This is a genomic window from Alkalimonas mucilaginosa, from assembly GCF_036327005.1.
Lineage (GTDB): Bacteria > Pseudomonadota > Gammaproteobacteria > Enterobacterales > Alteromonadaceae > Alkalimonas > Alkalimonas mucilaginosa.
This window is the reverse complement of the sequence record NZ_JAUGZK010000003.1, coordinates 314,469-336,971: the sequence shown is the minus strand read 5'-3', so window position 1 is coordinate 336,971 and position 22,503 is coordinate 314,469. Positions and strand designations below refer to the sequence as shown.

18 protein-coding genes and 1 pseudogene are annotated in these 22,503 nt (G+C 50.4%); 15 read left to right on the top strand and 4 right to left on the bottom strand.

Going from position 1 to position 22,503, the window contains the following annotated elements:
* Position 1: 1 nt before the first annotated feature.
* Positions 2-562, bottom strand: a complete 561-nt coding sequence (locus QWF21_RS05950; protein ID WP_330087132.1) for a hypothetical protein — start codon at positions 560-562, stop codon at positions 2-4.
* Positions 563-778: 216 nt separating this feature from the next.
* Between QWF21_RS05950 and QWF21_RS05945 the strand changes: the two genes are divergently transcribed.
* From QWF21_RS05945 to QWF21_RS05875, 15 genes are all read left to right on the top strand, one after another.
* Entirely contained in the window at positions 779-1,876 is a 1,098-nt protein-coding gene (locus QWF21_RS05945; RefSeq protein WP_330087131.1) for an efflux RND transporter periplasmic adaptor subunit, read from the top strand.
* Position 1,877: 1 nt separating this feature from the next.
* Entirely contained in the window at positions 1,878-4,949 is a 3,072-nt protein-coding gene (locus QWF21_RS05940) for an efflux RND transporter permease subunit (RefSeq protein WP_330087130.1), read from the top strand.
* A gap of 109 nt (positions 4,950-5,058) precedes the next feature.
* The gene (locus tag QWF21_RS05935; RefSeq protein ID WP_330087196.1) at positions 5,059-7,245 is read left to right on the top strand and encodes a YgiQ family radical SAM protein; all 2,187 of its coding nucleotides are present in this window, start codon (positions 5,059-5,061) and stop codon (positions 7,243-7,245) included.
* Positions 7,246-7,250: 5 nt separating this feature from the next.
* On the top strand, positions 7,251-7,778 hold the full coding sequence (locus QWF21_RS05930) for a GNAT family N-acetyltransferase (protein WP_330087129.1): 528 nt from the start codon (positions 7,251-7,253) through the stop codon (positions 7,776-7,778).
* Positions 7,779-7,797: 19 nt separating this feature from the next.
* Positions 7,798-8,595: an SAM-dependent methyltransferase gene (locus QWF21_RS05925; protein ID WP_330087128.1), complete on the top strand. Its 798-nt coding sequence runs from the start codon at positions 7,798-7,800 to the stop codon at positions 8,593-8,595.
* A 157-nt stretch (positions 8,596-8,752) separates the two neighbouring features.
* Positions 8,753-9,055: a hypothetical protein gene (locus tag QWF21_RS05920; RefSeq protein ID WP_330087127.1), complete on the top strand. Its 303-nt coding sequence runs from the start codon at positions 8,753-8,755 to the stop codon at positions 9,053-9,055.
* Entirely contained in the window at positions 8,994-10,823 is a 1,830-nt protein-coding gene (locus QWF21_RS05915) for a GGDEF domain-containing protein (RefSeq protein WP_330087126.1), read from the top strand. The genes QWF21_RS05920 and QWF21_RS05915 overlap by 62 nt, the downstream gene beginning before the upstream one ends.
* Before the next feature lie 94 nt (positions 10,824-10,917).
* Entirely contained in the window at positions 10,918-11,955 is a 1,038-nt protein-coding gene (astE, locus tag QWF21_RS05910; RefSeq protein ID WP_330087125.1) for a succinylglutamate desuccinylase, read from the top strand.
* 380 nt (positions 11,956-12,335) lie between these two features.
* Positions 12,336-13,520, top strand: coding sequence for a thiamine pyrophosphate-dependent dehydrogenase E1 component subunit alpha (locus QWF21_RS05905; protein WP_330087124.1), 1,185 nt, complete (start codon positions 12,336-12,338; stop codon positions 13,518-13,520).
* Complete coding sequence (locus QWF21_RS05900; protein WP_330087123.1) at positions 13,520-14,500, top strand: alpha-ketoacid dehydrogenase subunit beta; 981 nt, start codon at positions 13,520-13,522, stop codon at positions 14,498-14,500. Before QWF21_RS05905 ends, QWF21_RS05900 begins: the two co-directional genes overlap by 1 nt.
* 11 nt (positions 14,501-14,511) lie before the next feature.
* Complete coding sequence (locus QWF21_RS05895) at positions 14,512-16,071, top strand: dihydrolipoyllysine-residue acetyltransferase (RefSeq protein WP_330087122.1); 1,560 nt, start codon at positions 14,512-14,514, stop codon at positions 16,069-16,071.
* A 123-nt stretch (positions 16,072-16,194) separates the two neighbouring features.
* Positions 16,195-16,449 (top strand): type II toxin-antitoxin system Phd/YefM family antitoxin, encoded by a 255-nt coding sequence (locus QWF21_RS05890; protein WP_330087121.1) that lies wholly within the window; start codon positions 16,195-16,197, stop codon positions 16,447-16,449.
* Positions 16,442-16,705 (top strand): Txe/YoeB family addiction module toxin, encoded by a 264-nt coding sequence (locus QWF21_RS05885; RefSeq protein WP_330087120.1) that lies wholly within the window; start codon positions 16,442-16,444, stop codon positions 16,703-16,705. The genes QWF21_RS05890 and QWF21_RS05885 overlap by 8 nt, the downstream gene beginning before the upstream one ends.
* 34 nt (positions 16,706-16,739) lie before the next feature.
* Complete coding sequence (locus QWF21_RS05880; RefSeq protein ID WP_330087119.1) at positions 16,740-17,759, top strand: DUF2804 domain-containing protein; 1,020 nt, start codon at positions 16,740-16,742, stop codon at positions 17,757-17,759.
* An 88-nt stretch (positions 17,760-17,847) separates the two neighbouring features.
* Entirely contained in the window at positions 17,848-18,876 is a 1,029-nt protein-coding gene (locus QWF21_RS05875; protein ID WP_330087118.1) for a DUF2157 domain-containing protein, read from the top strand.
* A 99-nt stretch (positions 18,877-18,975) separates the two neighbouring features.
* Here QWF21_RS05875 and QWF21_RS05870 read toward each other — a convergent pair.
* The 3 genes and pseudogenes from QWF21_RS05870 to QWF21_RS05860 form a co-directional block, all read right to left on the bottom strand.
* A pseudogene (locus tag QWF21_RS05870) lies at positions 18,976-19,098 on the bottom strand (glutamate racemase); the annotation flags it as partial.
* A 6-nt stretch (positions 19,099-19,104) separates the two neighbouring features.
* Positions 19,105-19,971: an EamA family transporter gene (locus QWF21_RS05865; protein ID WP_330087117.1), complete on the bottom strand. Its 867-nt coding sequence runs from the start codon at positions 19,969-19,971 to the stop codon at positions 19,105-19,107.
* Between the two features lie 184 nt (positions 19,972-20,155).
* On the bottom strand, positions 20,156-22,315 hold the full coding sequence (locus QWF21_RS05860; protein ID WP_330087116.1) for a prolyl oligopeptidase family serine peptidase: 2,160 nt from the start codon (positions 22,313-22,315) through the stop codon (positions 20,156-20,158).
* Positions 22,316-22,503: the final 188 nt, after the last annotated feature.

The following is a 22,503-nucleotide window of genomic DNA, read 5'->3' as shown; positions in this document are numbered from 1 at the left end:
CTTAACCCTGGCTCAGGCCGGTTTCATCCAATGGGTTACGCTGGCTTAGAGCAAGGGCTTCAGGCTCAGCTTCTGTGGTCGGTGTTTGTTCTTGCACGGCGGCAGTTGTTGTGTCAGGTGCATCACTTTCTGTCGCCGGGGCTACTTCAGGCTCGGCTGCAACAGCACGCTCCACTGGCTCACTGAGTTGCGCTTGCCGGTTGTCATTCAAACGCTCGGCCAGACTGTTTAATCGGGCCAGAGCATCGGTCAGGGATTGATTGCCGCTGCCGGCAGCATCATCAAACAAGCTAGCCACCAGTTGTGCCGGTTGTTGTGCACTTTGGTTGCGAAAATCCTGCAGAGCTTGTTGAAAGTCAGCATTGTCCTGTTCAAATGCGGCTCTGGCTTCTTGGCTGATATCGACCGAAGAAACATCGTTGTTGGTATTGGCGGTATCATTCGCCCTAAGGTCAGGCTGATTGGCAGGTTGCTCTGCGGTTGCCGAGCGCTCAGGCCGGGTGTTACCTAGCAATTGACTGGCTTCGAACGCGACCGGGTTGGTACTTTCCACCGTTGCCATGATAAACCTCCTGAGAACGACTTTGCTTGAACCTATAGTATACTTTTTGTACAGGTTAATTCAAGTTTACTGTGCTAACTGAGCTGCCAAGATTGATTTATGACAGCGTTTTCGTGGTGCTAACTTGTTATCTGATGTACTATTTTCACTGAGTTCAGCTTGGGCTCAGCTTGATTGGCATAACGTTGTGCACTGAGTTGATATGGAGTTGTATGCATGCAGACAAGTAGTCATCGGTTTTTTTTGATTTCTTCAGCTGTTTTTCTTGGTTTATCTACCATCGCCTGTTCACCCATTAATAGTGATGAAGCCAAAGCTCAGCAGGGTACACCTGTGAGAGTACAACCTGTGCACATCACAACGGTGGTAGAAACAGAGCGCTCCATGGCGCGCAGCGAGGCTTTTTCCAGCCCGCAGGTATCACCCGAGGTGGATGGTCGTGTGGTTGAAGTGCTGCATGATATTGGTGATGAAGTGGAAGAAGGGGCCATTCTTGCCCGATTGGATGATAGCTCCTATACCCTAGCGTTAGCAGCTGCTCAGGCAGATGAAGCAGCTCTGAAAACACGTGCAGAGCAGTTTGCCCGAGACCTCAACCGTCTGGAAATGGTAGGCGGTGGGCAGTACGTTAGCCAAATGGACTTGGAGTCTGCCCGGGCAGACTTGTATACCGCACGTCAGGAGCTGAAAGCGGCCGAAAGCCGGCGGGAAGCGGCACAGCGGAAGGTCGCTCACACCCGTATTCAGGCGCCTATTGCCGGGCGTATTGATGAGCGCCATATTTCCGAAGGCGATTTTGTCAGTGCCGGTGACCGTGCTTTTCGGATGATCCCGCAAAGCAGTGCCAGAGTGTCGTTGCCCTTTCCTGAGCGTGTTGGTGGTCGTCTTGAAACGGGCATGCGAGTGAAGTTACGCCGCTTAGGCAGCGATGATTACTGGATTGATGGCAAGGTAACCCGTTTGCGCCCATCGGTCGAGGATGGTATGGGTGTTACGGCTGTGGTCGAGTTTATTCCCCCATCATCCTGGCCATCCGGGACCATGCTGGAAGGTCTGGTTGAAGTAGCGCAGCGATCGAATGCTCTTCAGGTTCCATCCGTCAGTGTCGTCGACAGGCCAGGGCGGACCGTGGTGTATGTTCTACCTGGCCATGAGGATTACGGCAAGGTTGAAGAGCGTCGGGTCGAGCTTGGTCAGCGTTCAGCAGATCGCGTGGAAGTTTTGTCTGGTGTCAGTGCCGGTGAGCGCGTGGTGGTGGATGGAAGTGCCTATCTGACGCATGATGCCGAGGTGCGTATTCAGGGAGGGCGCTAATATGTCCCTACCTCAGTTTTTTATTCGCCGACATGTCATGGCGGTGATGATGAGCGCTGTGCTGGTGTTGTTTGGCCTGATTGCTTACCAGGATATTGGTAATGATCGGGTACCGAATGTTGACTTCCCGGTGATCTCGGTCAGTACCTCCTTATCTGGAGCCGATCCGGATACGGTGGATGCCAATGTGACTCAATTCATTGAGCGGGCTGTCAATACGGTGCCAGGCATCGATAATATAAGCTCAGTCTCCGCACCTGGAAGTTCGACGGTCAATATTACTTTTATGATGGGGCAGGACATAGATGTCGCATTTTCTGAAGTACAAACCCGGGTCAGTGAAGTGGTTGGCAGCTTGCCCAATGATGCCGACTCGCCTGTTATTAAGAAAGTAGAGGCGGACTCGCAGCCTGTTCTGTGGCTTATTGTCAAAGGCGATCGTACCATTCAACAATTGACGGAGTATGCCCGCACAACACTCAGACCTCAGCTTGAGCAAATCAACGGTGTCGGTGAAATTCGCCTTGGCGGCAGCCGTAATCGTCGGATCCGGGTTGAACTGGATGCTGATGCGATGAGTCGTGAAGGCGTTACTGTTGCCGATGTGCGTTCGGCGATAAACAACGAGCATGTGTTGGCGAGTGGGGGCTTTCTGGTTGGTGGCCGTCAGGAACGGATGTTACGGCTGGATTTGGAGTACCACAATGTTGATGCGCTTAACGAGCTGATTATCCGCCGCAGTGGTGAACGCTTGGTCCGCTTGCAGGATATCAGTACGGTGATAGATGGTCTGACCGATTTTCGGCGGCTGGCTCGCTTCAATGGCCAGGAGAGCGTCGGGCTTGGAATTATTAAAGTTGCAGGCGCTAATACCCTGGAGGTGGTGCAGGAGGTTGAGCGGCGATTGGCAGAAGAGATCAGGCCGTCATTGCCGGCCGGGATCGAACTGGCTGTGACCTCGGATCAGTCTACTTTCATTAAAAGCATGATTGACAATCTGGAGAGAACCTTATTGCTGGCCGTAGTGTTGGCAGGTTTGGTTATGTGGTTATTCCTAAAAAACCTGCGTTCAACACTGATCATTATCGTCGCCATTCCGGTCTCTTTACTGGCAGTAACTGCGGTGATGTATTTTGCGGGTTACACCCTGAATTCGATGACCATGCTGGCTATCCTGCTATTGATTGGTCTGGTGGTGGATGATGCCATTGTAGTGCTGGAAAATATCTGGCGACACCGCGAGCAGGGGGAGACGGATGCGGTTGCTGCAGCTGGTATTGGTGCCAATGAGGTCTTTACTGCGGTGATTGCATCCTCGTTGTCGCTTATTGCTATTTTTGGCTCGGTCATTTTCATGGAAGGCATTATCGGGCGTTTCTTTGAATCATTTGCCGTGGTGGTGGTGTTTGGCGTAGCGGTATCTACTTTCATTGCCCTTAGCTTAATTCCGATGCTGTGCGCTCGCTTTTTATCACTCCCCAAAGTACATGGCAAAGCCTACCATCGTTTAGAAGCTGCGTTTCAGTGGCTGGATAATCATTACCAACGCATCCTTATCTGGGGGCTGGCCCATAGAAGCAAAGTGATTACCCTGTCCGGCCTTGCCATACTGGCCAGCTTATGGCTGGGTATGCAATTGCCAGCAGAGTTTGCTCCGGAAGAAGATGAAGGCCAGTTTGTGGTAACCATGCGGGCTCCTTTAGGCGTTTCTATCCATTATATGGATGAGAAAGTCGCTGAAATGGAAGCCATTCTGACGCAGGAAGCCTTGGTGGATAATTACTTTGTTTCCATTGGTACCGGCAGTGCCGGTGTCAATGAAGCGACGGCTTTTGTGAGGCTCTTGCCCTGGCAGCAGCGCAGTGTTAGCCAACAACAAGTGATGCAACGCCTGGACCGGGCATTTGCAGAAGTAACCGGGGTGCGGATTTTTACGTCTTCCCAGGGCTTGTTTGGTGGCCAGCGTGGCGAAGCATTACAATTCAATGTGCGCTCTACCAATCAGGAGCAGTTAGCTATTCAATCCGAGCGCTTGTTCGAGGCGTTGCAGCAACGAGGACTTGGCCGCATTGATATGGATTTGCGCCAGAATCAGCCTCAGCTCCAATTGCGGGTGGATCGGGAACGAGCCCACTTTATGGGGTTACAAACTTCTGATGTGGTGCAGGCAGTAAATATTTTCATTGGTGGGGCTGATGTTGCCCGCTTTGATGATGATTTTGGTGGTGGGGAGCGTTTTCGCATCCGTTTAAAAGGCCGCGATGACCAATTTACTACCCCTGCGGACTTAAGCCGGATTTGGCTGCGCAACAGCGAGGGACAGCGGGTTCGATTGGATGCAGTGGCGCATTTTGAACAAAGCTATGCACCTGCCGTGATCAGCCGATACAACTTGCAGTATGCAGTGCCCTTTTACATCGCCCCGGATATGCCGTTATCGGATGCGATTGAGCAGCTCTATACCACGGCAGCGACAACATTGCCGAATGGGTTCAGCATTGCATTGACCGGTCAGGCCGAAGAGTTAGGGCGAACCGTCAATGCCATGTTGTTTGTCTTTATGATTGCTATCGTCCTGGTCTACATGGTGTTGGCCAGCCAGTTTAATTCCTATTTGCAGCCGGTGATTATTATGACTGCGATGCCTTTGGCTGTGATGGGAGCTTTTCTTGGTTTGGGTTTGACCGGTTATTCACTGAATATTTATTCGATGATTGGGATGGTGCTGTTAATTGGTGTCGTGACCAAAAACTCAATTTTGCTGATTGACCTTACCAACCAATACCGGGAAACACATAGCATGAGCATCAATGAGGCGCTTAGAGCGGCTTGTCCGGTGCGTTTACGGCCTGTGCTGATGACATCCCTTACCCTGATCCTTGCCATGATCCCTGCCGCTTTCGATTCGGGGCCAGGTGGCAATGGCAACGCCTCTTTAGCCATTACGGTGATTTTTGGTATGTCGATAGCAACCGTACTGACTTTATTGCTGGTACCGGCTGCTTACAGTGTGCTGGAGGAGTTAAAACTGCGGTATTACCGCCCGGAAAGCACGGCGGAGTTAACCGGCTGAGGCTGTAAGTTCTGCCATTAAACCGCTATACTAACGGCCTGTAATTTACCAGGCCGTTTTCATGTCGCAATCAGCTCCTTCACTCCGCCCCCGCACTCAGGTAGCCCGCATGGCTCCAGAGCGTGATCTGTTTTCATACCCGAAGTATTGGGCGGAGTGTTATGGCACAGCACCCTTTTTGCCGATGACACGCAAAGAGATGGAGCAACTGGGTTGGGACAGCTGCGATATTATTCTGGTGGTCGGCGATGCCTATGTCGATCATCCCAGCTTTGGCATGGCGGTGGTCGGGCGTATGCTGGAACAACAGGGGTTTCGGGTGGGTATTATTGCTCAGCCAGACTGGCACAGCAAAAGCGACTTTATGCGCCTCGGTAAGCCCAATCTGTTTTTTGGCGTTTCCGCCGGCAACATGGACTCGATGATCAACCGTTACACCGCCGATAAAAAACTCCGGCATGATGATGCTTATACCCCTGGCGATGTCGGCGGCAAGCGGCCCGATAGGGCGGTGCTGGTGTACTCGCAGCGCTGCAAAGAAGCCTACAAAGAAGTGCCAGTGATCATTGGCGGTATTGAGGCTAGCTTGCGGCGTATTGCCCATTACGATTACTGGTCGGAAAAAGTACGTCGCTCGGTGTTGTTCGATGCCAAAGCCGACTTACTGATTTATGGCAATGCCGAACGCCCTTTGATTGAAGTAGCCAGCCGGATTGCTGCTGGCGAGCCTGTTAGCAGCATTCAGGATGTGCGTGGTACCGCTGTCATTCGTAAAGAGCCGCTGCCTGGCTGGCGTGGCGTTGATTCCACTGCACTGGATAAAATCGGCAAAATTGATCCCATCCCAAACCCCTATGGTGCCGATGATGTTGGTTGCAGCAGCTACTCCGAATTTGCCAAAGCCGGTATTGACTTAACCAAGCCACAGTCCGTCGAGGCCAAAGCCGTGGTGGTGCAACCAGCCAAGCAAAAGCCGTGGGAGCTTACTTATGTCAAGCTGCCTGCCTTTGAGCAGGTCTCGGTCAATAAGCCACTCTATGCTCATGCCTCACGCATCGTGCATCAGGAAACCAACCCGGGTTGCGCCCGGGCCATTATGCAGCGCCATGGCGATCGCCATATCTGGGTTAACCCGCCGGCTTTTCCGCTGAGTACCGAAGAAATGGATTTGGTGTTTGGTTTGCCTTACCAGCGGGTGCCGCATCCAAGCTACGGCAAGGCGAAAATACCGGCCTATGAGATGATCAAAACCTCGGTCAATATCATGCGTGGCTGCTTTGGTGGTTGCAGCTTCTGCTCCATTACCGAACACGAGGGGCGGGTGATTCAAAGCCGCTCAAAAGAGTCCATTATGCGGGAAGTGGAACAAATTCGCGATAAGGTACCGGGTTTTACCGGCGTGATATCGGATTTAGGCGGCCCAACTGCTAATATGTATCGGCTGCGCTGTAAAAACCCACGGGCCGAGCAAACCTGTCGCCGACCATCCTGCGTCTATCCCAGCATTTGTGAGCATATGGATACCGATCAGAGCCCGACGGTAGAGCTGTACCGCGAAGCGCGGGCTTTGCCGGGCATTAAAAAAGTGCTGGTGGCATCCGGTGTACGCTACGATTTAGCGGTGGAAGATCCGAATTACGTTAAAGAGCTGGTGCAGCATCATGTCGGTGGCTACTTAAAAATTGCACCAGAGCATACCGAAGAAGGGCCTTTGTCGAAAATGATGAAGCCGGGCATGGGCGCGTACGACAAGTTCAAAGCCATGTTCGAGCAATACAGCAAAGAAGCAGGCAAAGAGCAGTACCTGATCCCATACTTTATTTCGGCGCACCCTGGCACCACTGATCTGGATATGATCAATCTGGCATTGTGGCTAAAACAGCGTGGCTTTAAGTTGGATCAGGTGCAGAATTTTTACCCCAGCCCAATGGCCAATGCCACCACCATTTACTATACGGGCTTGAACTCGCTGAAGAACATCCACAAGTCCAGCACCGACGATGTGCCGGTGCCTAAAGGCGAGCGCAACCGGCGCTTGCATAAAGCGCTGCTGCGTTACCACGATCCGGCTGGTTGGGGGCAAATTCGCGAAGCCTTGATTGCGCACAAGATGGAGCATCTGATTGGCCGCAGCAAAGACTGCCTGGTACCGCCGGATGACAAGCCATTACCCAGACATTCATCAAAGCCTAAGCCGGGGCAGCGAGCGCTGACCCGGCATACCGGCTTGGATCCTGCTACCAAGCATAAACCAGGTCGTAAACCGGCCAGACACAGTGTTAGCAAAAAGCATTAATTGCTATGGTAGGGGTACCAGAACCGGTTGAGCTGTCTTTGTCTGCAACAAGAGTGGCTATACGGCTGTTGAGATCCGAAGATCAGCCGCTGTATAGCAGACTGTACACTGATGAAAAACTGTTGCGTTATATCATGCCACCATTATCACAAGCCCAGGCAATCAAAAGCTTTCAAAATGCCTTAGCTTTGAACTCTACGCGTATATGGTCACGGTTGTTTTTTGTAGTAGAAGATAAACTTAGTATGCAAACTATGGGCTTAGTTGGTCTAAGCTCTGCTGATTGGACGACGCGCAGCCTTGAGTTTGGTATTGTGTTGCAGCATGATGCGCAGGGGCAAGGGATCGCCAGCGAGATTTTGCAAGCTTGGTTACCTCAACTTTTTCGAACTTTTTCTATGCGCACTGTTTGGCTGGAAGTGCAGCGGGGCAATAGTGCCGCAGTTGCTATGGCACGCCGTGCAAATATGAAGCGAATGTCGGGTATTGAGGCGGGTGACAAACAGATATGGTACAAATCATCGCAACAATAACACTACTCAGGAGGCGTTGATGCAACAGGGAAGTTTGGTTTGTGTGGGAACTGGTATGACATTAGGCTCGCACATCAGTCCTTTAAGTCGTAATTATATTGAACAAGCCGATGTAGTGTTTGTGCTGGTCGCTGATGGTATCACTGAGCAATGGATTGAAAGCATGAACTCGGATGTGCGCAGCTTACAACCATTTTATCTGGAAGGGAAATCACGCTTGCTGAGTTATAAAGAAATGGTTGCCGTAATCTTGGCTGAAGTTCGGGCGGGTAAAAAGGTGGTTGGGGCTTTTTATGGCCATCCTGGTGTTTTTGCCTGGGTACCTCATAAAGCCATTGCTACGGCGCGAGCTGAAGGCTACCAGGCTCATATGGAGCCGGGCATATCAGCGGAAGATTGTTTGTATGCTGATCTTGGCATCGACCCTGGTACTTATGGGTGCCAGCATTACGAAGCTAGCCAGTTTATGTTCTACCATTGTCCGATAAACCCATCAGCTTACCTGGTATTGTGGCAGGTTGGGGTTGCTGGGGACAAAAGTCTGGCACGTTTTTCGACTGATTCAACTTATCGTGCTCTGTTGGTTGAAGCACTGCAAGCTCACTACTCACAGCACCACCAGGTTATCTTGTATGAAGCCATTTGCTTATCGATCCAAAAAGTGCGAATCGAGACATTGCCACTAAAAGACTTGCCACACTCTGACATTAGTTTAAAGACTACACTAATTATTCCTCCGGCTAATGCTATGAGGCCAAACCACAAAATGCTACAACGACTTGCAGCTCTGGAGGATAGCCAGACACAAGATGTTTAAGAATAATGATACATTAACCTATGCTACTACTTGATTTAAGTTAAGCTTAGATAGATATTATGTGCGGTATGCTTTGCACTGTAAGCTTCGGTTATGACCATAACTGGTTGCTATAAATGCTGTTATGGGTTGTGTAAGATTAACAGGTGATAACTTAATGACAAAAATTATAAATTTTCTGGAAAAAATGGGGCAGGCTACTTCCTTTGAACAAGATAGGTCGGAGTTTTGTCATGAACTCGAAGCTGACGTACCTGCAGAGGCACTGCACGCATTGAGAACTGGTAACGTTGATGAGCTTAACCTGTTGTTGCAAGTGCGAACGCAGGTTATCTGTGGGCTTCACCCTGCGGAAGATCCTGACAAGGATGATGAAGAGCAGCCAGAAGATACGGAAGATGAGCAAGAGAAGAGAGCCTTACTTGCTTGGGCTGATGATCGATTTCGGCATGCTGGGTAAGACGGCGGCTCATTTTTTTGTTGCAGTAATTTTGATGATGTTCCTTCAGCCATTTGCACTGGCTGGAGGTATGATGATTAGCGAGAGGTTGCAACATGCGGATACAATAAAAAGTTCAGATTTTACTACCTTTCAAAGTATTCTGCGAGATATTGAATCTGAGTCACACACTCTATCAACAAAGCAGCAAATCTATCTGAATTACCTCAATGGATATGAACAAGGCTTTGTTGGTAACTTTGATGTATCGATGCGTATCTTGCAATCTGTTGTGCATGAGTCGGAGGATATGGGATTATCACTTCGGGCGCAGTCGACATTGCTCAATATTTTAACCATTCAAGGGCGATTCACAGAAGCTTTTATACTCGCTGATGATATTGCTCAGCATGCGCTTACTGCTATAGATCCCACTGCCAGATTACATGCACTGAGAGTTGTTTCACTGCTGTACAACCAATCTGGCCTCTATGAAGAGTCGCTTTATTATTCGACTCTTGCGTTGCAAAAAAGCGATCAGGCCAGAGATGCATGTGCGGCACAACAATTGATCATGGAATCTTACTACCGGTTGCAGCAAGCTGAGTACATAGAGCTTTTGTACCCGGAAGCAGTTGCAAGCTGTCAGCAGGCAGGTGATTTGGTTTTTGAAAGTTTGGTGCATTATTTTTATATTCGATATTTGATAGAGTTCAATGATTTAGAGTTGGCCGAAGAATTACTGATTGCACACTCTAAAAAACTTGAAAAGGTTAGTTACGAGGCACTCTTTGCTTATTATCATGCCTTAAAAGCCCAACTGAGTTTTTTATTGAATGATTTTTATGCTGCTGAAGCTTCAGCGCTTCAGGTAACCACAAGAACAGAAGCAAGCAAATATTATGAGTCTCATGTTATTGCAAACAAGGTCTTATTTCAGCTTCATGAACGGCAAGAGAACTTTGAGTCAGCCTTGTATCACCATAAAAAACTCCTTCTGACACTATCGCAGTACAGAGATACACAATCTGAACGTACTCGGAGTTTTCACGAAACCAGAGCCGTGATGCAGGCTAAAAATCAGCAGATAGAGTTGTTGAGTAAAGATAATGAGTTGTTGTATCTTGAGCAGCAGGTGTTGAATAAAGAAGCACAAAATGCCCGTTTATTGCTTGGTTTTTTCTTGCTGCTTTTGTTTGTGCTGGGCATTTTTGCCTACCGAGGCCTAGTTGGGCGTCATCGCTTTAAATTTATGGCCGAAAACGACGAGCTGACAGGGATTAGCAATCGCTATCACTTCAACAAACTGGCAGAGCGGGCACTGCAGCACTGTAAAAAACGTGATATGACGGTAGGCGTTATTCTATTTGACCTTGATCATTTTAAACAAATTAATGACAAATTTGGCCATGCCACCGGTGACTGGGTACTGCAGCAAGTAGTACGTACTTGCCGCAACTTTATGCGATTGGATGATGTGTTTGGCCGCCTGGGGGGCGAAGAGTTCGCCATTCTGCTGCCTGGCTGCCATGCGGATAAAGCCCTGATGCTGGCAGAGATATGCCGTGATGCCATTGAGGAAATCAATACAAAACCAAGCAGTTATGAGTTTCGGTTAACAGCTAGCTTTGGGGTTACGTCCAGTGATAATTCAGGCTTTGAATTGAAACAGTTGTTGGCAGATGCGGATAAGGCGATGTACAAGGCTAAGCAAAGTGGGCGTAATCAAGTGCATTTTTTTAGTGGACCCAGCGAGCCATCTTCAGTTGCTGGAACAAGCAGCAGTTAGCCGACTTACTCTGTTGTTTTTATTTACCGCTGGTATAGTGGTTTGCGAAAACCTCGCCATAGCAACGCTGATTTGATTTCTAGGAGTAGCAGGCATGAGCCAGCAGTTAATCCCGAACGATGACTTTCTTCGTCATACCCTTAACAACCCAACAGGGCTTTCCCCTTGTGAATTTCGTCTGGATAATGGCGTAACCGTGCAGGTATGGGATACCGGCGTGATTTGTTTTGAGCCAGCTACGGCCGGTGACAAAGACATCGTGCTCTCATGTGGCGTGCATGGCAATGAAACGGCGCCTATCGAGATCTGTGCCGAGCTGGTACAAGACATACTGCAACAAAAACTAGCACCCAAGCAGCGTACTCTGGTGTTGATTGGCAACCCAGCCGCTATCAATGGCGGCAAACGCGAAGTGGAAGAAAACCTCAATCGCTTGTTCTCCGGCCATCACAGCAAAGGTGCTGGCCTGATAAACGATGAACGCAAGCGTGCACTGGCTTTGGAGCAATACGTCACGCGTTTTTATCAGCAGGCACCGAACGGCACGCGCAAGCGTTATCTGTACGATTTGCATACCGCCATTCGTGGCTCACGCTTTGAGAAATTTGCGGTGTATCCGTTTTTGCACGGCAAGCCATGGCAGAAAAATCAGTTGGAGTTTTTACAGGCCTGTGGTGTCAGTACTGTGCTGTTGATGCAAACGGCAGCTTCAACTTTTAGTTATTATGCCTCCAATACCCATGGTGCCGATGCCTTTACAATCGAGCTTGGCAAGGTGCGGCCTTTTGGCCAAAACGATATGAACCGTTTTAGCGAAGTACGCACCAGTTTGCGTGCTTTAGTGGCTGATGCAGCGCTTAAAACCCAAGATTTTGATGAAGCCAACTTTCATCTGTACGAGGTGTACCGCTCGATCCATAAGCAAACACAGGATTTTAAACTGCACTTTGCTGATGACGTGGAAAACTTTACTACTTATCCGGTGGGTACTTTGCTGGCGACTGATGGCGATACCGAATACCGGGTCGAGCAAGAGGGGGAGGCGCTGATTTTCCCCAATGCCAAAGTGGCGGTTGGTCAACGCGCTATGCTGATGGTGATCCCACGATCGGTCAAAGGGCAATTGGCCTAAGCAAGCCTCCATCTAAAGCACAATGCCCGGTTTTACCGGGCATTGTGCTATCTTGGGGCCGGGTTCGTACGTGCAAGAAACAGTACAGCAAAACTGACACTGAATCCGTTGTTTGCCACAGAAAAGGCGCTGGCCGGAGTTGCAATGCAGTTTACGTAAAGGTAAAGTTGGCGTCGACAATAACAACCATAACAGTGATCTGTTGCTTAAAGTAGCAGACGAAATGGGGAAGAGCAGGCCTGTACAGCTATACTATAGCCGCTTAATGTGAGTGGCTAATCGTTTCGTAGCTTTACTGGAGCTTGCTTAGCATGTTCAACCTCGGGCTTTGCTTTACGTCTACGTAAAGCCGGCTGGAGTAAACAACCAAGAGAAACCCTATGACCAACCCAAATAACGCCACCATTACCACGGTGCATTCGGCAGAGTTCACCAGCGGTCATGCGTTAAGTATTCCCACGCTTCGCTTACTCAAAGACGATGGTACCTTGTATGAAGGGGCCAAAGAGCCCGAGCTGGATAAAGCCACCGCCTTAAAAATGTACGATACCATGGTATTTATCCGGGTACTGGATGAACGGATGTTAGCCGCCCAGCGCCAGGGCCGTATCAGCTTTTACATGCAGTGTCTTGGCGAAGAGGCCGCTGTCGTTGGCAGCGCTGCGGCGCTGGATGATAAAGACATGATCATGGCGCAATACCGTGAGCAGGGTGCTTTGCGCTACCGCGGCTTTTCGCTGGAGCAGTTTATGAACCAGCTGTTTTCCAACGAAAAAGATCTGGGCAAAGGCCGGCAGATGCCGGTGCATTACGGCAGTAAAGATATTTACTACATGACGGTCTCATCCCCGCTGGGTACCCAAATTCCCCAAGCCAGTGGCTATGCCTATGCTCAGCGCTTGCGTGGCCTGAAAAATGTCACTCTGTGCTACTTTGGTGAAGGGGCAGCGTCGGAAGGTGATTTCCACGCTGGCCTCAATATGGCTGCGGTGCACAAGGCTCCGGCGCTGTTTTTCTGCCGCAACAACGGTTATGCCATATCCACCCCCGCCAATGAGCAGTTTGTCGGTGATGGCATTGCTTGCCGCGGTGTTGGTTATGGTATTAAAACCATGCGGGTGGATGGCGCTGATATTCTGGCGGTCTATCAGGCCACCAAGATGGCGCGAGAGCAGGCACTGGCCGGCAACGAGCCTATCTTGCTGGAGTCGATGGCCTATCGCCTGGCGGCGCACTCTTCATCGGACGATCCAAGCGGTTACCGCTCCAAAGAAGAAGAAGAGCAGTGGCGTAAAAACGATCCCATCAGTCGTTTCCGTTTGTGGTTGATCAACAAAGGTTGGCTGGATGATGCCGCCGATACGGAGCAAACCAGTGCCTTGCGTCAGGAAATTCTGGATGCACTAAAAGTAGCCGAAAAAGTCGCTAAACCTGGCATTGAACACATGATCACCGATGTTTACGCCGAGCCGACTGTGCAGTTGCAGCTGCAACTGAAAGAGCTAAAAGCGCACATTAAAAAATACCCGGATGCCTATCCGGTGACGGCGGGGAGAATCGACTGATGGCAAAAATGAATCTATTGCAGGCCATTAACAATGCGCTGGATTTGGCGATGGAAAAAGACGACAGCGTCGTCTGCTTTGGCGAAGACGTCGGCCATTTTGGTGGCGTGTTCCGTGCCACCAGTAAGCTGCAGGAAAAGTACGGCCGTGATCGTTGTTTCAACACTCCGCTGACCGAGCAGGGCATTGCTGGCTTTGCCAACGGCATGGCGGCTCAGGGCATGAAACCGGTGGCTGAAATCCAGTTTGCCGATTACATCTTCCCGGCCTTTGACCAAATTGTCAACGAAACCGCCAAGTTCCGTTACCGCTCCGGCAATGAGTTCAATGTCGGTGGCCTGGTGTTCCGTACTCCTTATGGCGGCGGCATTGCCGGTGGCCATTACCACAGTCAGTCACCGGAAGCCTATTTCGCCCATACGCCGGGACTGCAGGTGGTGGTGCCGCGCGATCCCTATCAAGCCAAGGGCTTGCTGTTGGCTGCCATTAACAGCCCGGATCCGGTCATCTTCTTTGAACCTAAACGCTTGTACCGTGCCGCTGTGGGTGAAGTGCCGGAAGAGTACTACGAGCTGCCGATTGGCAAAGCCGAGGTGGTGCAAGAGGGCAGCGATCTGACCTTGCTGGCCTGGGGCGCGCAGATGGAAATCGTGCAAAAGGCAGCTGATATGGCGAATGAAAAAGATGGCATTTCTTGTGAAATCATTGACTTGCGCAGCATTTTGCCATGGGATGTCGAGACAGTCGCCAACTCGGTGCTAAAAACCGGCCGCCTGGTGATCAACCACGAAGCACCGCTGACCGGTGGCTTTGCCGGTGAAATTGCCGCCACCATCCAAAAAGAGTGCTTCTTGCATTTGGAAAGCCCGATTGAGCGGGTCTGTGGTCTGGATGCTCCGTACCCACTGGCGCTGGAAAAAGAATACGTCGCCGATCATCTGAAAACCTACGAAGCCATTGTGCGTTCAATGAGCTTCTAAGTGAGGGCAGCATGAAAAAAGATTTTATTCTGCCAGATATTGGCGAAGGCATTGTCGAGTGTGAAATTGTCGAATGGCTGGTGGCCGAAGGCGATACCATCAAAGAAGATCAGCCGGTTTGTGATGTGATGACCGACAAAGCGCTGGTGCAAATTCCAGCAGTGCATGATGGCGTGGTGTCCAAGCTGTACTACCAAAAGGGCGACATCGCCAAGGTACATGGCCCCTTGTTTGAAATGGAACTGGCCAGTGATGGTGCTGCTGATGCCAAAACCACTGAGCCAGCTTCCGGCGCTGCACCAGCCAGCAGCCAGGCCGAAGCCGAAGAAGACTTTATTCTGCCGGATATTGGCGAAGGCATTGTCGAGTGTGAAATTGTCGAATGGCTGGTGGCCGAAGGCGATAGCATCGAAGAAGACCAACCCGTCTGTGATGTGATGACCGACAAGGCGCTGGTGCAAATCCCGGCCAAATACTCCGGCACCGTCACCAAGCTGTATTACCAAAAAGGCGATATTGCCAAGGTGCATCAGCCGTTGTTTGGCATGCGTATCGCCGGCTCTGTGGCTGCGACCAGTGTTAAGCCCGCAGCCAGCGCAAGCAGCAACGCCAGTTGCCCTGTGCAAAGCAGCGAAACGCAACAAGCCGAGCTGCGTCCGGGGAAAGCCGTGGCGAGCCCAGCAGTACGACGTTTGGCCCGTGAGCTGGATGTGGACATCAGCAAGGTACCAGGCTCTGGCGATAAAGGCCGGGTGTTTAAAGAGGATGTGCGTGCTTTCGCCGATGGTAAAACCACCACAACCAGCACCAGCAAAGCTGCTGCACCAGCTAAAGCCAGCAGTACCGTTGTGGCAACAGCTGCGGCAGAAGACAGAGTCGAGCCGATTAAAGGCGTCAAAGCGGTGATGGCCCGGCAGATGATGGAGTCGGTCAGCAGCATTCCACACTTTACCTACTGCGATGAGATTGATTTGACTGAGCTGAGTGCACTGCGCAACCAGCTGAAAGATCAGTACCGTGAGCAGGGCGTGAAACTGACCATGATGCCGTTCTTTATGAAAGCCTTGTCGATGGCCATTCGGGAATTCCCGATTTTGAACAGCCAGGTCAATGCCGATTGCAGCGAGCTTATCTACAAAGCAGCGCACAACATTGGTGTGGCGGTGGACTCTAAAGTGGGCCTGTTGGTGCCGAACATCAAGCACTGTGAGCAAAAATCCATTGTCGATATTGCCAAAGAACTGACTGAACTGACCGATCAGGCCCGTGCAGGGCGGGTTAGCCCGGATCAGCTCAAAGGCGGCACTATCAGCATCTCCAACATCGGCGCCATTGGTGGCACGGTGGCAACGCCCATCATCAATAAGCCGGAAGTGGCGATTGTGGCGCTTGGCAAGGTGCAGACCTTACCGCGCTTTAATGCCAAAGGTGAGGTCGAAGCAAGGCAACTGATGCAAATCAGCTGGTCGGGCGATCACCGGGTGATTGACGGCGGCACCATTGCCCGTTTCTGCAACCTGTGGAAACAGTACCTGGAGCAACCAGCAGCCATGCTGGTGGCGATGAAGTAACACCTGCACAGCTGCTGCAATCAAACCCATGCTCCGGCATGGGTTTTTTATTTCTGTGCGACTTACTGTACAAGTCAGAGCTGGCTATTTATACTTGTTCTGTTTATTGTACAGGTGATCTTTATGAAAATCGTCTCTTTTACTGAAGCCAGAAATAGCCTGAAATCGGTGTTGGATGAAGTGGTTAATAATGCCGATACCACGGTGATCACGCGCCGTGATGCGGACGATGCAGTGGTCATGTCGCTGGATTACTACAACAGCCTTATGGAGACGGTGCATTTACTGCGCTCACCTGCTAACGCTGAGCACCTGCAGCGCTCTATAGCCCAATTTAAAGCAGGCAAAGCAAGCCAAAAAGAGCTTATGGATGACTAGCCGTTTGCTCTGCTGGACGGATGAAGCATGGCGCGATTACCTGTATTGGCAGACTCAGGATAAGAAAACCCTCAAACGCATCAATAAACTGATCCAGGATACAAAACGCACTCCTTTTGCTGGCATTGGGAAACCCGAGCCATTAAAAGAAAACCTGGCTGGATTTTGGTCCCGCCGTATCGATGATACCAACCGGTTGGTCTATGCAGTTGATGATACGGCTATTACTATCATTTCATGCCGTTATCACTATTAGCATTGCTTAAACAAGCATACCGATAGGAGCCTAAATGGCACGCAAAGCGCAATTAATCAACACCAATGGTCAGCCTGAATTTGGCTATTTCCCGGATGGTGTTGATACCATTAACTACCTGGATTATGACTTGCGCAGTGCCATGGACAAGCGTTTGGGCGCTTTTGCCAAACGATTTAAGTTTAATCAGTTTCAATTCATCGGTTTTAGCAGCCAGAGTTTGCTGATTGGTGTGGCTATTGTGGATTTAAAGTGGCTTAGCAATGCTTTTGTTTATTGCTATGATGTGCAAACACAACAGTTCGAAGAGTTCAGTTTTCTGCAGCCCTTAGCGCTTAACACCCGGATAGAGACTCAGCCCGGTCAGGGTAAAGCCCTTTTTCGTAAAGGCGCGAACTACCTGAGCATAGATGCCTCGTCGCAGCCAGGCAGGCGCCTTATCGAGGTGCAATTAAAACAGCTGCAACTCACAGCCTGCATTGATGAGAGTACCACTTATCAGCCTTTGGCTGTTTGTACCCGCGCCGGCTATCAGGGCTGGGTCTTTACCCAAAAAGCCACCGCCTTGTCTTGCAATGGTCAGCTGAAGTGGCAAAACCGTCGCTATGATTTGCAAGCCCTTAATACTCTTGCTTGCGTCGACTGGACGGCTGGCTATATGCGGCGGGAAACCTTCTGGAATTGGGGCAGTTTGTCGTGCTTTTTACCCGATGGTCGTCGCCTTGGTTTTAACTTAGCCGCAGGAGTCAATGAGACGGGCTTTACTGAAAATGCGCTTTGGTTGGATGGTCGCTTAATAAAAATTGCTATGGTTGATTTTCAGTTTGATCGCTATCAGCCCGACACACCTTGGTCGATGGTATCGAGCGACGGTATTCTCTGTTTGCAGTTTGAACCGCAAGGCCGGCGCCAGGAAAAAATCAATCTGGGGTTGCTGGCTTCCAATTTTACCCAGCATTTTGGTCGCTATTCTGGCCAGATCCAAGTCGCGGATGAAATCATTCAACTCGAAGGTGCCTGGGGTTTTAGCGAGGACCATTACGCCAAGTGGTGAGTCCTGGCAGGGGCCACTACCAAGTGAGAGCGCAATTGCTTGATGCAAGAGCCTTTTTAGACATAGTAGTCAGATGACGAGAAAAAGCATGAAGATAACCAAAAAATCATTAACGGATGCCGTGGAGCAACACATCATTTCATCTGAGCAAGCAAAGAAGCTGTATGATTTTCTACAAGCTAGCACGGCAGACAGCCCCCGTTTTACTTTCACGCATGTGCTTTATTACTTCGGGGGCTTCATTGCCATCGGCGCCATGACATTGTTTATGACTCTTGGCTGGGAAAGTTTTGGAGGTGCAGGCATTGTATCTATCGCAGTTTTGTACGCCGCAGTAGCTCTTATTATTACAAACCACTTTGCAGCGAAACAGCTGGCTATTCCGGCAGGTATCTGTGCCACTTTTATGGTGTGCTTAACACCACTGGCTATCTATGGCCTGCAGCAGTGGCTGGGGCTCTGGCCGGATGATAGCGTGTATCGGGACTACCATCGCTACATCAAATGGAATTGGCTCTATATGGAGCTCGGCACCTTAGCTATTGGAGCCATCGTTGCCTGGCGTTATAAATACCCTTTTTTATTGATGCCTGTTGCGGTAACCCTGTGGTATCTGAGTATGGATATTACGGTACTGATTTCAGATGATTATTTTAGCTGGAGATTAAGGAAGCTGGTCTCAATGTACTCAGGGTTAGTCATCATCGCCTTGGCATTTTGGGTTGATCTGCGAGCTAGGGGGAAAGCTGATTATGCTTTTTGGTTGTATCTTGTCGGTGTGTTAGCGTTCTGGGGCGGACTGAGCTTGCAAAACTCGGATAATGAGTGGTCAAAGTTTTTCTATTTCTGCATCAATCTGTTGATGATAGGAGTAGGTGTAATGCTGATTCGTCGGGTTTTTGTGATTTTTGGCGCTTTGGGGGGTTTTATTTACCTGAGCTACCTTGCATCCGATGTACTCAAAGACAGTTGGCTGTTTCCAATAGCGCTGACTGCGATCGGTCTGGGTATTATCTATGCGGGGGTGCTATGGCAAAAGCATGAGAAGTCGCTGACTGAAAAACTACGAAAAATTTTACCAGCGCCTTTAAGAGAGCTGCTTGAGCATAAAGTGTAGGTAGTGAAAGGCTACCAAGGTAAGTTTTCGTGATCAGCTGGGATGATCAAACGTTGTGTGCTTTGAAAGCCATGGTGCGCAAAGCTATCTGTCAGGTGGGTAAGGTAACCAGGCATTATCACAGCAGTAGCTGAGCGGCATCTCCGGGTGATGGTGCCTTAAAGCCTGCGCAATGGAAAGACCACCTACACCAGAGTCAAAAATCAATACGGGTCCTATCATAAGCTGCTACCTGAGCTGAGCAGGCTGGCGCTGATAACTGACCAGCCAAAGTGCCAGTAGCATGATGCCTGCTCCAACCGACAGGCGCAGTAAGTCGGTATCCCGGTTCCACAATAGTAAATTGACGATAAGTCCTGCCGGGATCAGCACATTGTTCATGGTTGCTAACTGGCCGCTGTTGACCTTGGTAGCTCCAAGGTTCCACAGAAAATAACCCAGACCGGATGCTACTACTCCCAGCCAGAGCAGGATGCTCCATTGCAATTCTGTGGTTGGGTATTGAGGGGTACCGAGCAGCAGCCAGGCTGGCAGAGCAATCAGCAGAGCACCTAGATAAAACCAGCCAAAAATCGTATGCTGCGCAGGTTGTGTTGCGGCAGGCCAATGTGCCAGCCGGTATTTGTACAGTACCTGGCCGCTGGCAAAGCAGAGGTTGGCTCCTTGCACCACCAGAAAGCCCAGCCAGAAATCGTCTGTCAGGCTGTTCCAGCGCATCACCGCAGCACCAGTGATGGCCAGCACAGCGCTGAGCAAATAGCGGCGATGAAAGCGTCCCTCCAGCAGATCATGCAGCAAAGTAATGTAGACCGGTGTGAAGATGGTAAACACCAGCACCTCGGGCACACTCAGCAGCAAAAAAGACTGATAATAGAACAGATACATCAGTCCAAGCTGAATGGCACCAATAGCCATCAGTTGAGCGGCTATGTGCGGGGCAACTTTATGGCGCAGTAACCAAGGCAAAAACACCACCGCAGCCAGCACGACCCGGCTTAGTACCGAGAAATATGCATCCACCTGACCGGCCAGGTAGACCCCAATCAGCGAAAATGAAAAAGCCCAGAGCAGGGTAACGACCCAAAGGTACAGCATGCTATGTGTTCCGGCATGGTTAAAGTGCGGGCGCTAGCATGCCGTAAAGCCGGCTTTAGATCCAGCACCAAATTGTATCACGCTGTCCCGCTGTACCGGAACTTACCTTGTGGTTACCAGTTGGTATCGGAGCAAACGGAAGGACGGCGCCCTTGGGCGCCGTTGTTACGGGCGGAGTGCGCTGTTATTGCTTCGGTAGTTCCTCATAACCCATGTTGTACAGGATAAAGGAAAATACATCGGCGGCCTGATCGATGATCATCGATACCGGCATACCCGCACCATGGCCGGCATTAACATCTACCCGGATCAGTTGCGGGTGCTTACCACCGTCTTTGGCTTGCAGCTCTGCCACGTACTTGAACGAGTGGGCAGGGACCACTCGATCATCATGATCAGCCGTGGTGACCATGGTAGCCGGATGATTCACACCTGCCCGCACATTGTGTACCGGCGAGTAACCAAGCAAGTATTCGAACATGGCCTCACTTTGATCCGCGGTACCGTAATCGTATGCCCAGCCGGCGCCGGCAGTAAAGGTGTGGTAACGCAGCATATCCAGCACTCCAACTGCCGGGATAGCGACTTTGAACAGTTCAGGGCGCTGGGTAGAAGCTGCAGCAACCAGTAAGCCTCCATTGGAGCCACCACGAATAGCCAGCTTTTCGGCACTGGTGTACTTACTGTCAATCAGGTATTCAGCGGCAGCAATAAAGTCATCAAACACATTTTGCCGGTTCATCTGACGGCCTGCATCGTGCCAGTCTTTGCCATACTCACCGCCACCACGGATGTTGGCGACTGCATAAATACCGCCCATATCCATCCAGACTGCATTGGAAACACTGAAGGAGGGAGTAAGGCTGACATTAAAACCACCGTAACCGTACAGAATGGTCGGGTTGTTGCCATCGCGCTGCAGATCAGTACGGTAGCTGATGATCATTGGGATGCGGGTGCCATCTTTCGAGCTGTAAAATACCTGCTCCGAAGTGTAGTTGGCAGGATCGAAGCTGGTGTCTGGTCGGTTATACAAAGCGGTTTCACCGCTGTGTGGATCCAGTTGATAGATGCTGCCAGGGCTGATGTAGTTGGTAAAGCTAAAATAAAGCGTTTCAGCATCGGTTTTGCCGTTAAAACCGCCGGCACTGCCAACGCCAGGCAGTTCAATTTGGCGAACCAGTTTACCCTCGTAATCAAACTGCTTTACCTTAGCGACAGCATCGACAATGTAATTGGCGAAGATGAAACCGGCGCCGGTAGAGGCTCGGAGTACATGTTCGGTTTGCGGGATCAGTTCCTGCCAGTATTCAGGCTGAGGTTTGGCCGCTTTTGCAACCACCACACGGCGATTTGGTGCATCACGGTTGGTCACTAAAAACAGTTGATCGCCTTTTGATGTCAGGAAGTTGACATCGTGTGTGGGTGTATCAACAATCGCTGTAAAGCCGTCGGCTGGTTTGGTTAGATCTTTGATGAAAAGCTTATTGCCCGAGGTAGATACTGCTGCTGAGACCAGCAAGTAGCGATCATCTTCCGTCACGGTGGCACCGACATAGCGGTGTTGCTCTGCTTCGGCAGCGCCAAAAATCACCTGATCGTCTGATTGTGGTGTCCCAAGCTTGTGGTAGTACAACTTGTGCTGATCGGTCATGGCAGAGAGCTCGCTGCCATCCGGCTTGTCGTAGCTGGAGTAGTAGAAGCCTTCATTACCAAACCAGCTGATACCACTGAATTTGATATCGACCAGTACGTCGCCGATTTGCTGGCCGGTCTTGGTATCGATTACAATAATTTTACGCCAGTCGCTGCCGCCCTCGGAGATAGCATAAGCAGCCAGACTGCCATCACGGGAGAATCGAATCGTAGCCAGTGAGGTGGTGCCATCTGCACTGAATGTGTTGGGATCGAGAAACACTTCTGGTTCACTACCATCTTTTTGCCGGTAGAGCACAAACTGGTTTTGCAGGCCATCGTTGCGGTAAAAATAGGTATAGTCTCCTTCCTGAAAAGGAGCACCTAAGCGTTCAAAGTTCCAGGAGTCCTGCAGGCGTTGTCGGATGTTGCTTCGATAAGGGATGTGTTCCAGATAAGCGAAGGTCAGTTCATTCTGGGCTTTTACCCAGGCTTCGGTTTCGCTGCTGCGATCATCTTCCAGCCAGCGGTATGGGTCGGCGACTTGCCGGCCAAAGTAGTGGTCTACCACTGAGCCGCGATTGGTCTCTGGGTAGCTTAGATTGTGTGGACTTTGGCTGTTGTGGTGTTGGGATGCATCGGTAATGGATTGGCCTCCACTGCAGGCGGTTAACAGCGCAGCTGTAATCAAGGGCAGGGTGTATTTCATGCAGGTATAAACTCCAATGATTGTTGTTATTTTTTAGCAAGGTTAACAAAATAAAGGCATAAAGCCCATGCTGGTTGGGTGCTGCTGGCCGCAGAAAGTCTACGGACTATGGCTTTGTGGCTACCTTGGTGTAAAAAAGCCGGACCATCAAAGCATGTCCGGCTAGCTGAGTGAGGCTAGTGGTAGCC

Excerpts from the sequence above, each read along its gene's own strand:
- QWF21_RS05940 (WP_330087130.1), top strand. The coding sequence starts at position 1,878 with ATGTCCCTACCTCAGTTTTTTATTCGCCGACATGTCATGGCGGTGATG.
- QWF21_RS05950 (WP_330087132.1), bottom strand. The coding sequence starts at position 562 with ATGGCAACGGTGGAAAGTACCAACCCGGTCGCGTTCGAAGCCAGTCAA.
- astE (WP_330087125.1), top strand. The coding sequence starts at position 10,918 with ATGAGCCAGCAGTTAATCCCGAACGATGACTTTCTTCGTCATACCCTT.
- QWF21_RS05860 (WP_330087116.1), bottom strand. The coding sequence starts at position 22,315 with ATGAAATACACCCTGCCCTTGATTACAGCTGCGCTGTTAACCGCCTGC.
- QWF21_RS05875 (WP_330087118.1), top strand. The coding sequence starts at position 17,848 with ATGAAGATAACCAAAAAATCATTAACGGATGCCGTGGAGCAACACATC.
- QWF21_RS05895 (WP_330087122.1), top strand. The coding sequence starts at position 14,512 with ATGAAAAAAGATTTTATTCTGCCAGATATTGGCGAAGGCATTGTCGAG.
- QWF21_RS05890 (WP_330087121.1), top strand. The coding sequence starts at position 16,195 with ATGAAAATCGTCTCTTTTACTGAAGCCAGAAATAGCCTGAAATCGGTG.
- QWF21_RS05880 (WP_330087119.1), top strand. The coding sequence starts at position 16,740 with ATGGCACGCAAAGCGCAATTAATCAACACCAATGGTCAGCCTGAATTT.
- QWF21_RS05905 (WP_330087124.1), top strand. The coding sequence starts at position 12,336 with ATGACCAACCCAAATAACGCCACCATTACCACGGTGCATTCGGCAGAG.
- QWF21_RS05900 (WP_330087123.1), top strand. The coding sequence starts at position 13,520 with ATGGCAAAAATGAATCTATTGCAGGCCATTAACAATGCGCTGGATTTG.
- QWF21_RS05925 (WP_330087128.1), top strand. The coding sequence starts at position 7,798 with ATGCAACAGGGAAGTTTGGTTTGTGTGGGAACTGGTATGACATTAGGC.
- QWF21_RS05865 (WP_330087117.1), bottom strand. The coding sequence starts at position 19,971 with ATGCTGTACCTTTGGGTCGTTACCCTGCTCTGGGCTTTTTCATTTTCG.
- QWF21_RS05935 (WP_330087196.1), top strand. The coding sequence starts at position 5,059 with ATGGCTCCAGAGCGTGATCTGTTTTCATACCCGAAGTATTGGGCGGAG.
- QWF21_RS05930 (WP_330087129.1), top strand. The coding sequence starts at position 7,251 with ATGGTAGGGGTACCAGAACCGGTTGAGCTGTCTTTGTCTGCAACAAGA.
- QWF21_RS05885 (WP_330087120.1), top strand. The coding sequence starts at position 16,442 with ATGACTAGCCGTTTGCTCTGCTGGACGGATGAAGCATGGCGCGATTAC.
- QWF21_RS05915 (WP_330087126.1), top strand. The coding sequence starts at position 8,994 with ATGAGCAAGAGAAGAGAGCCTTACTTGCTTGGGCTGATGATCGATTTC.
- QWF21_RS05945 (WP_330087131.1), top strand. The coding sequence starts at position 779 with ATGCAGACAAGTAGTCATCGGTTTTTTTTGATTTCTTCAGCTGTTTTT.
- QWF21_RS05920 (WP_330087127.1), top strand. The coding sequence starts at position 8,753 with ATGACAAAAATTATAAATTTTCTGGAAAAAATGGGGCAGGCTACTTCC.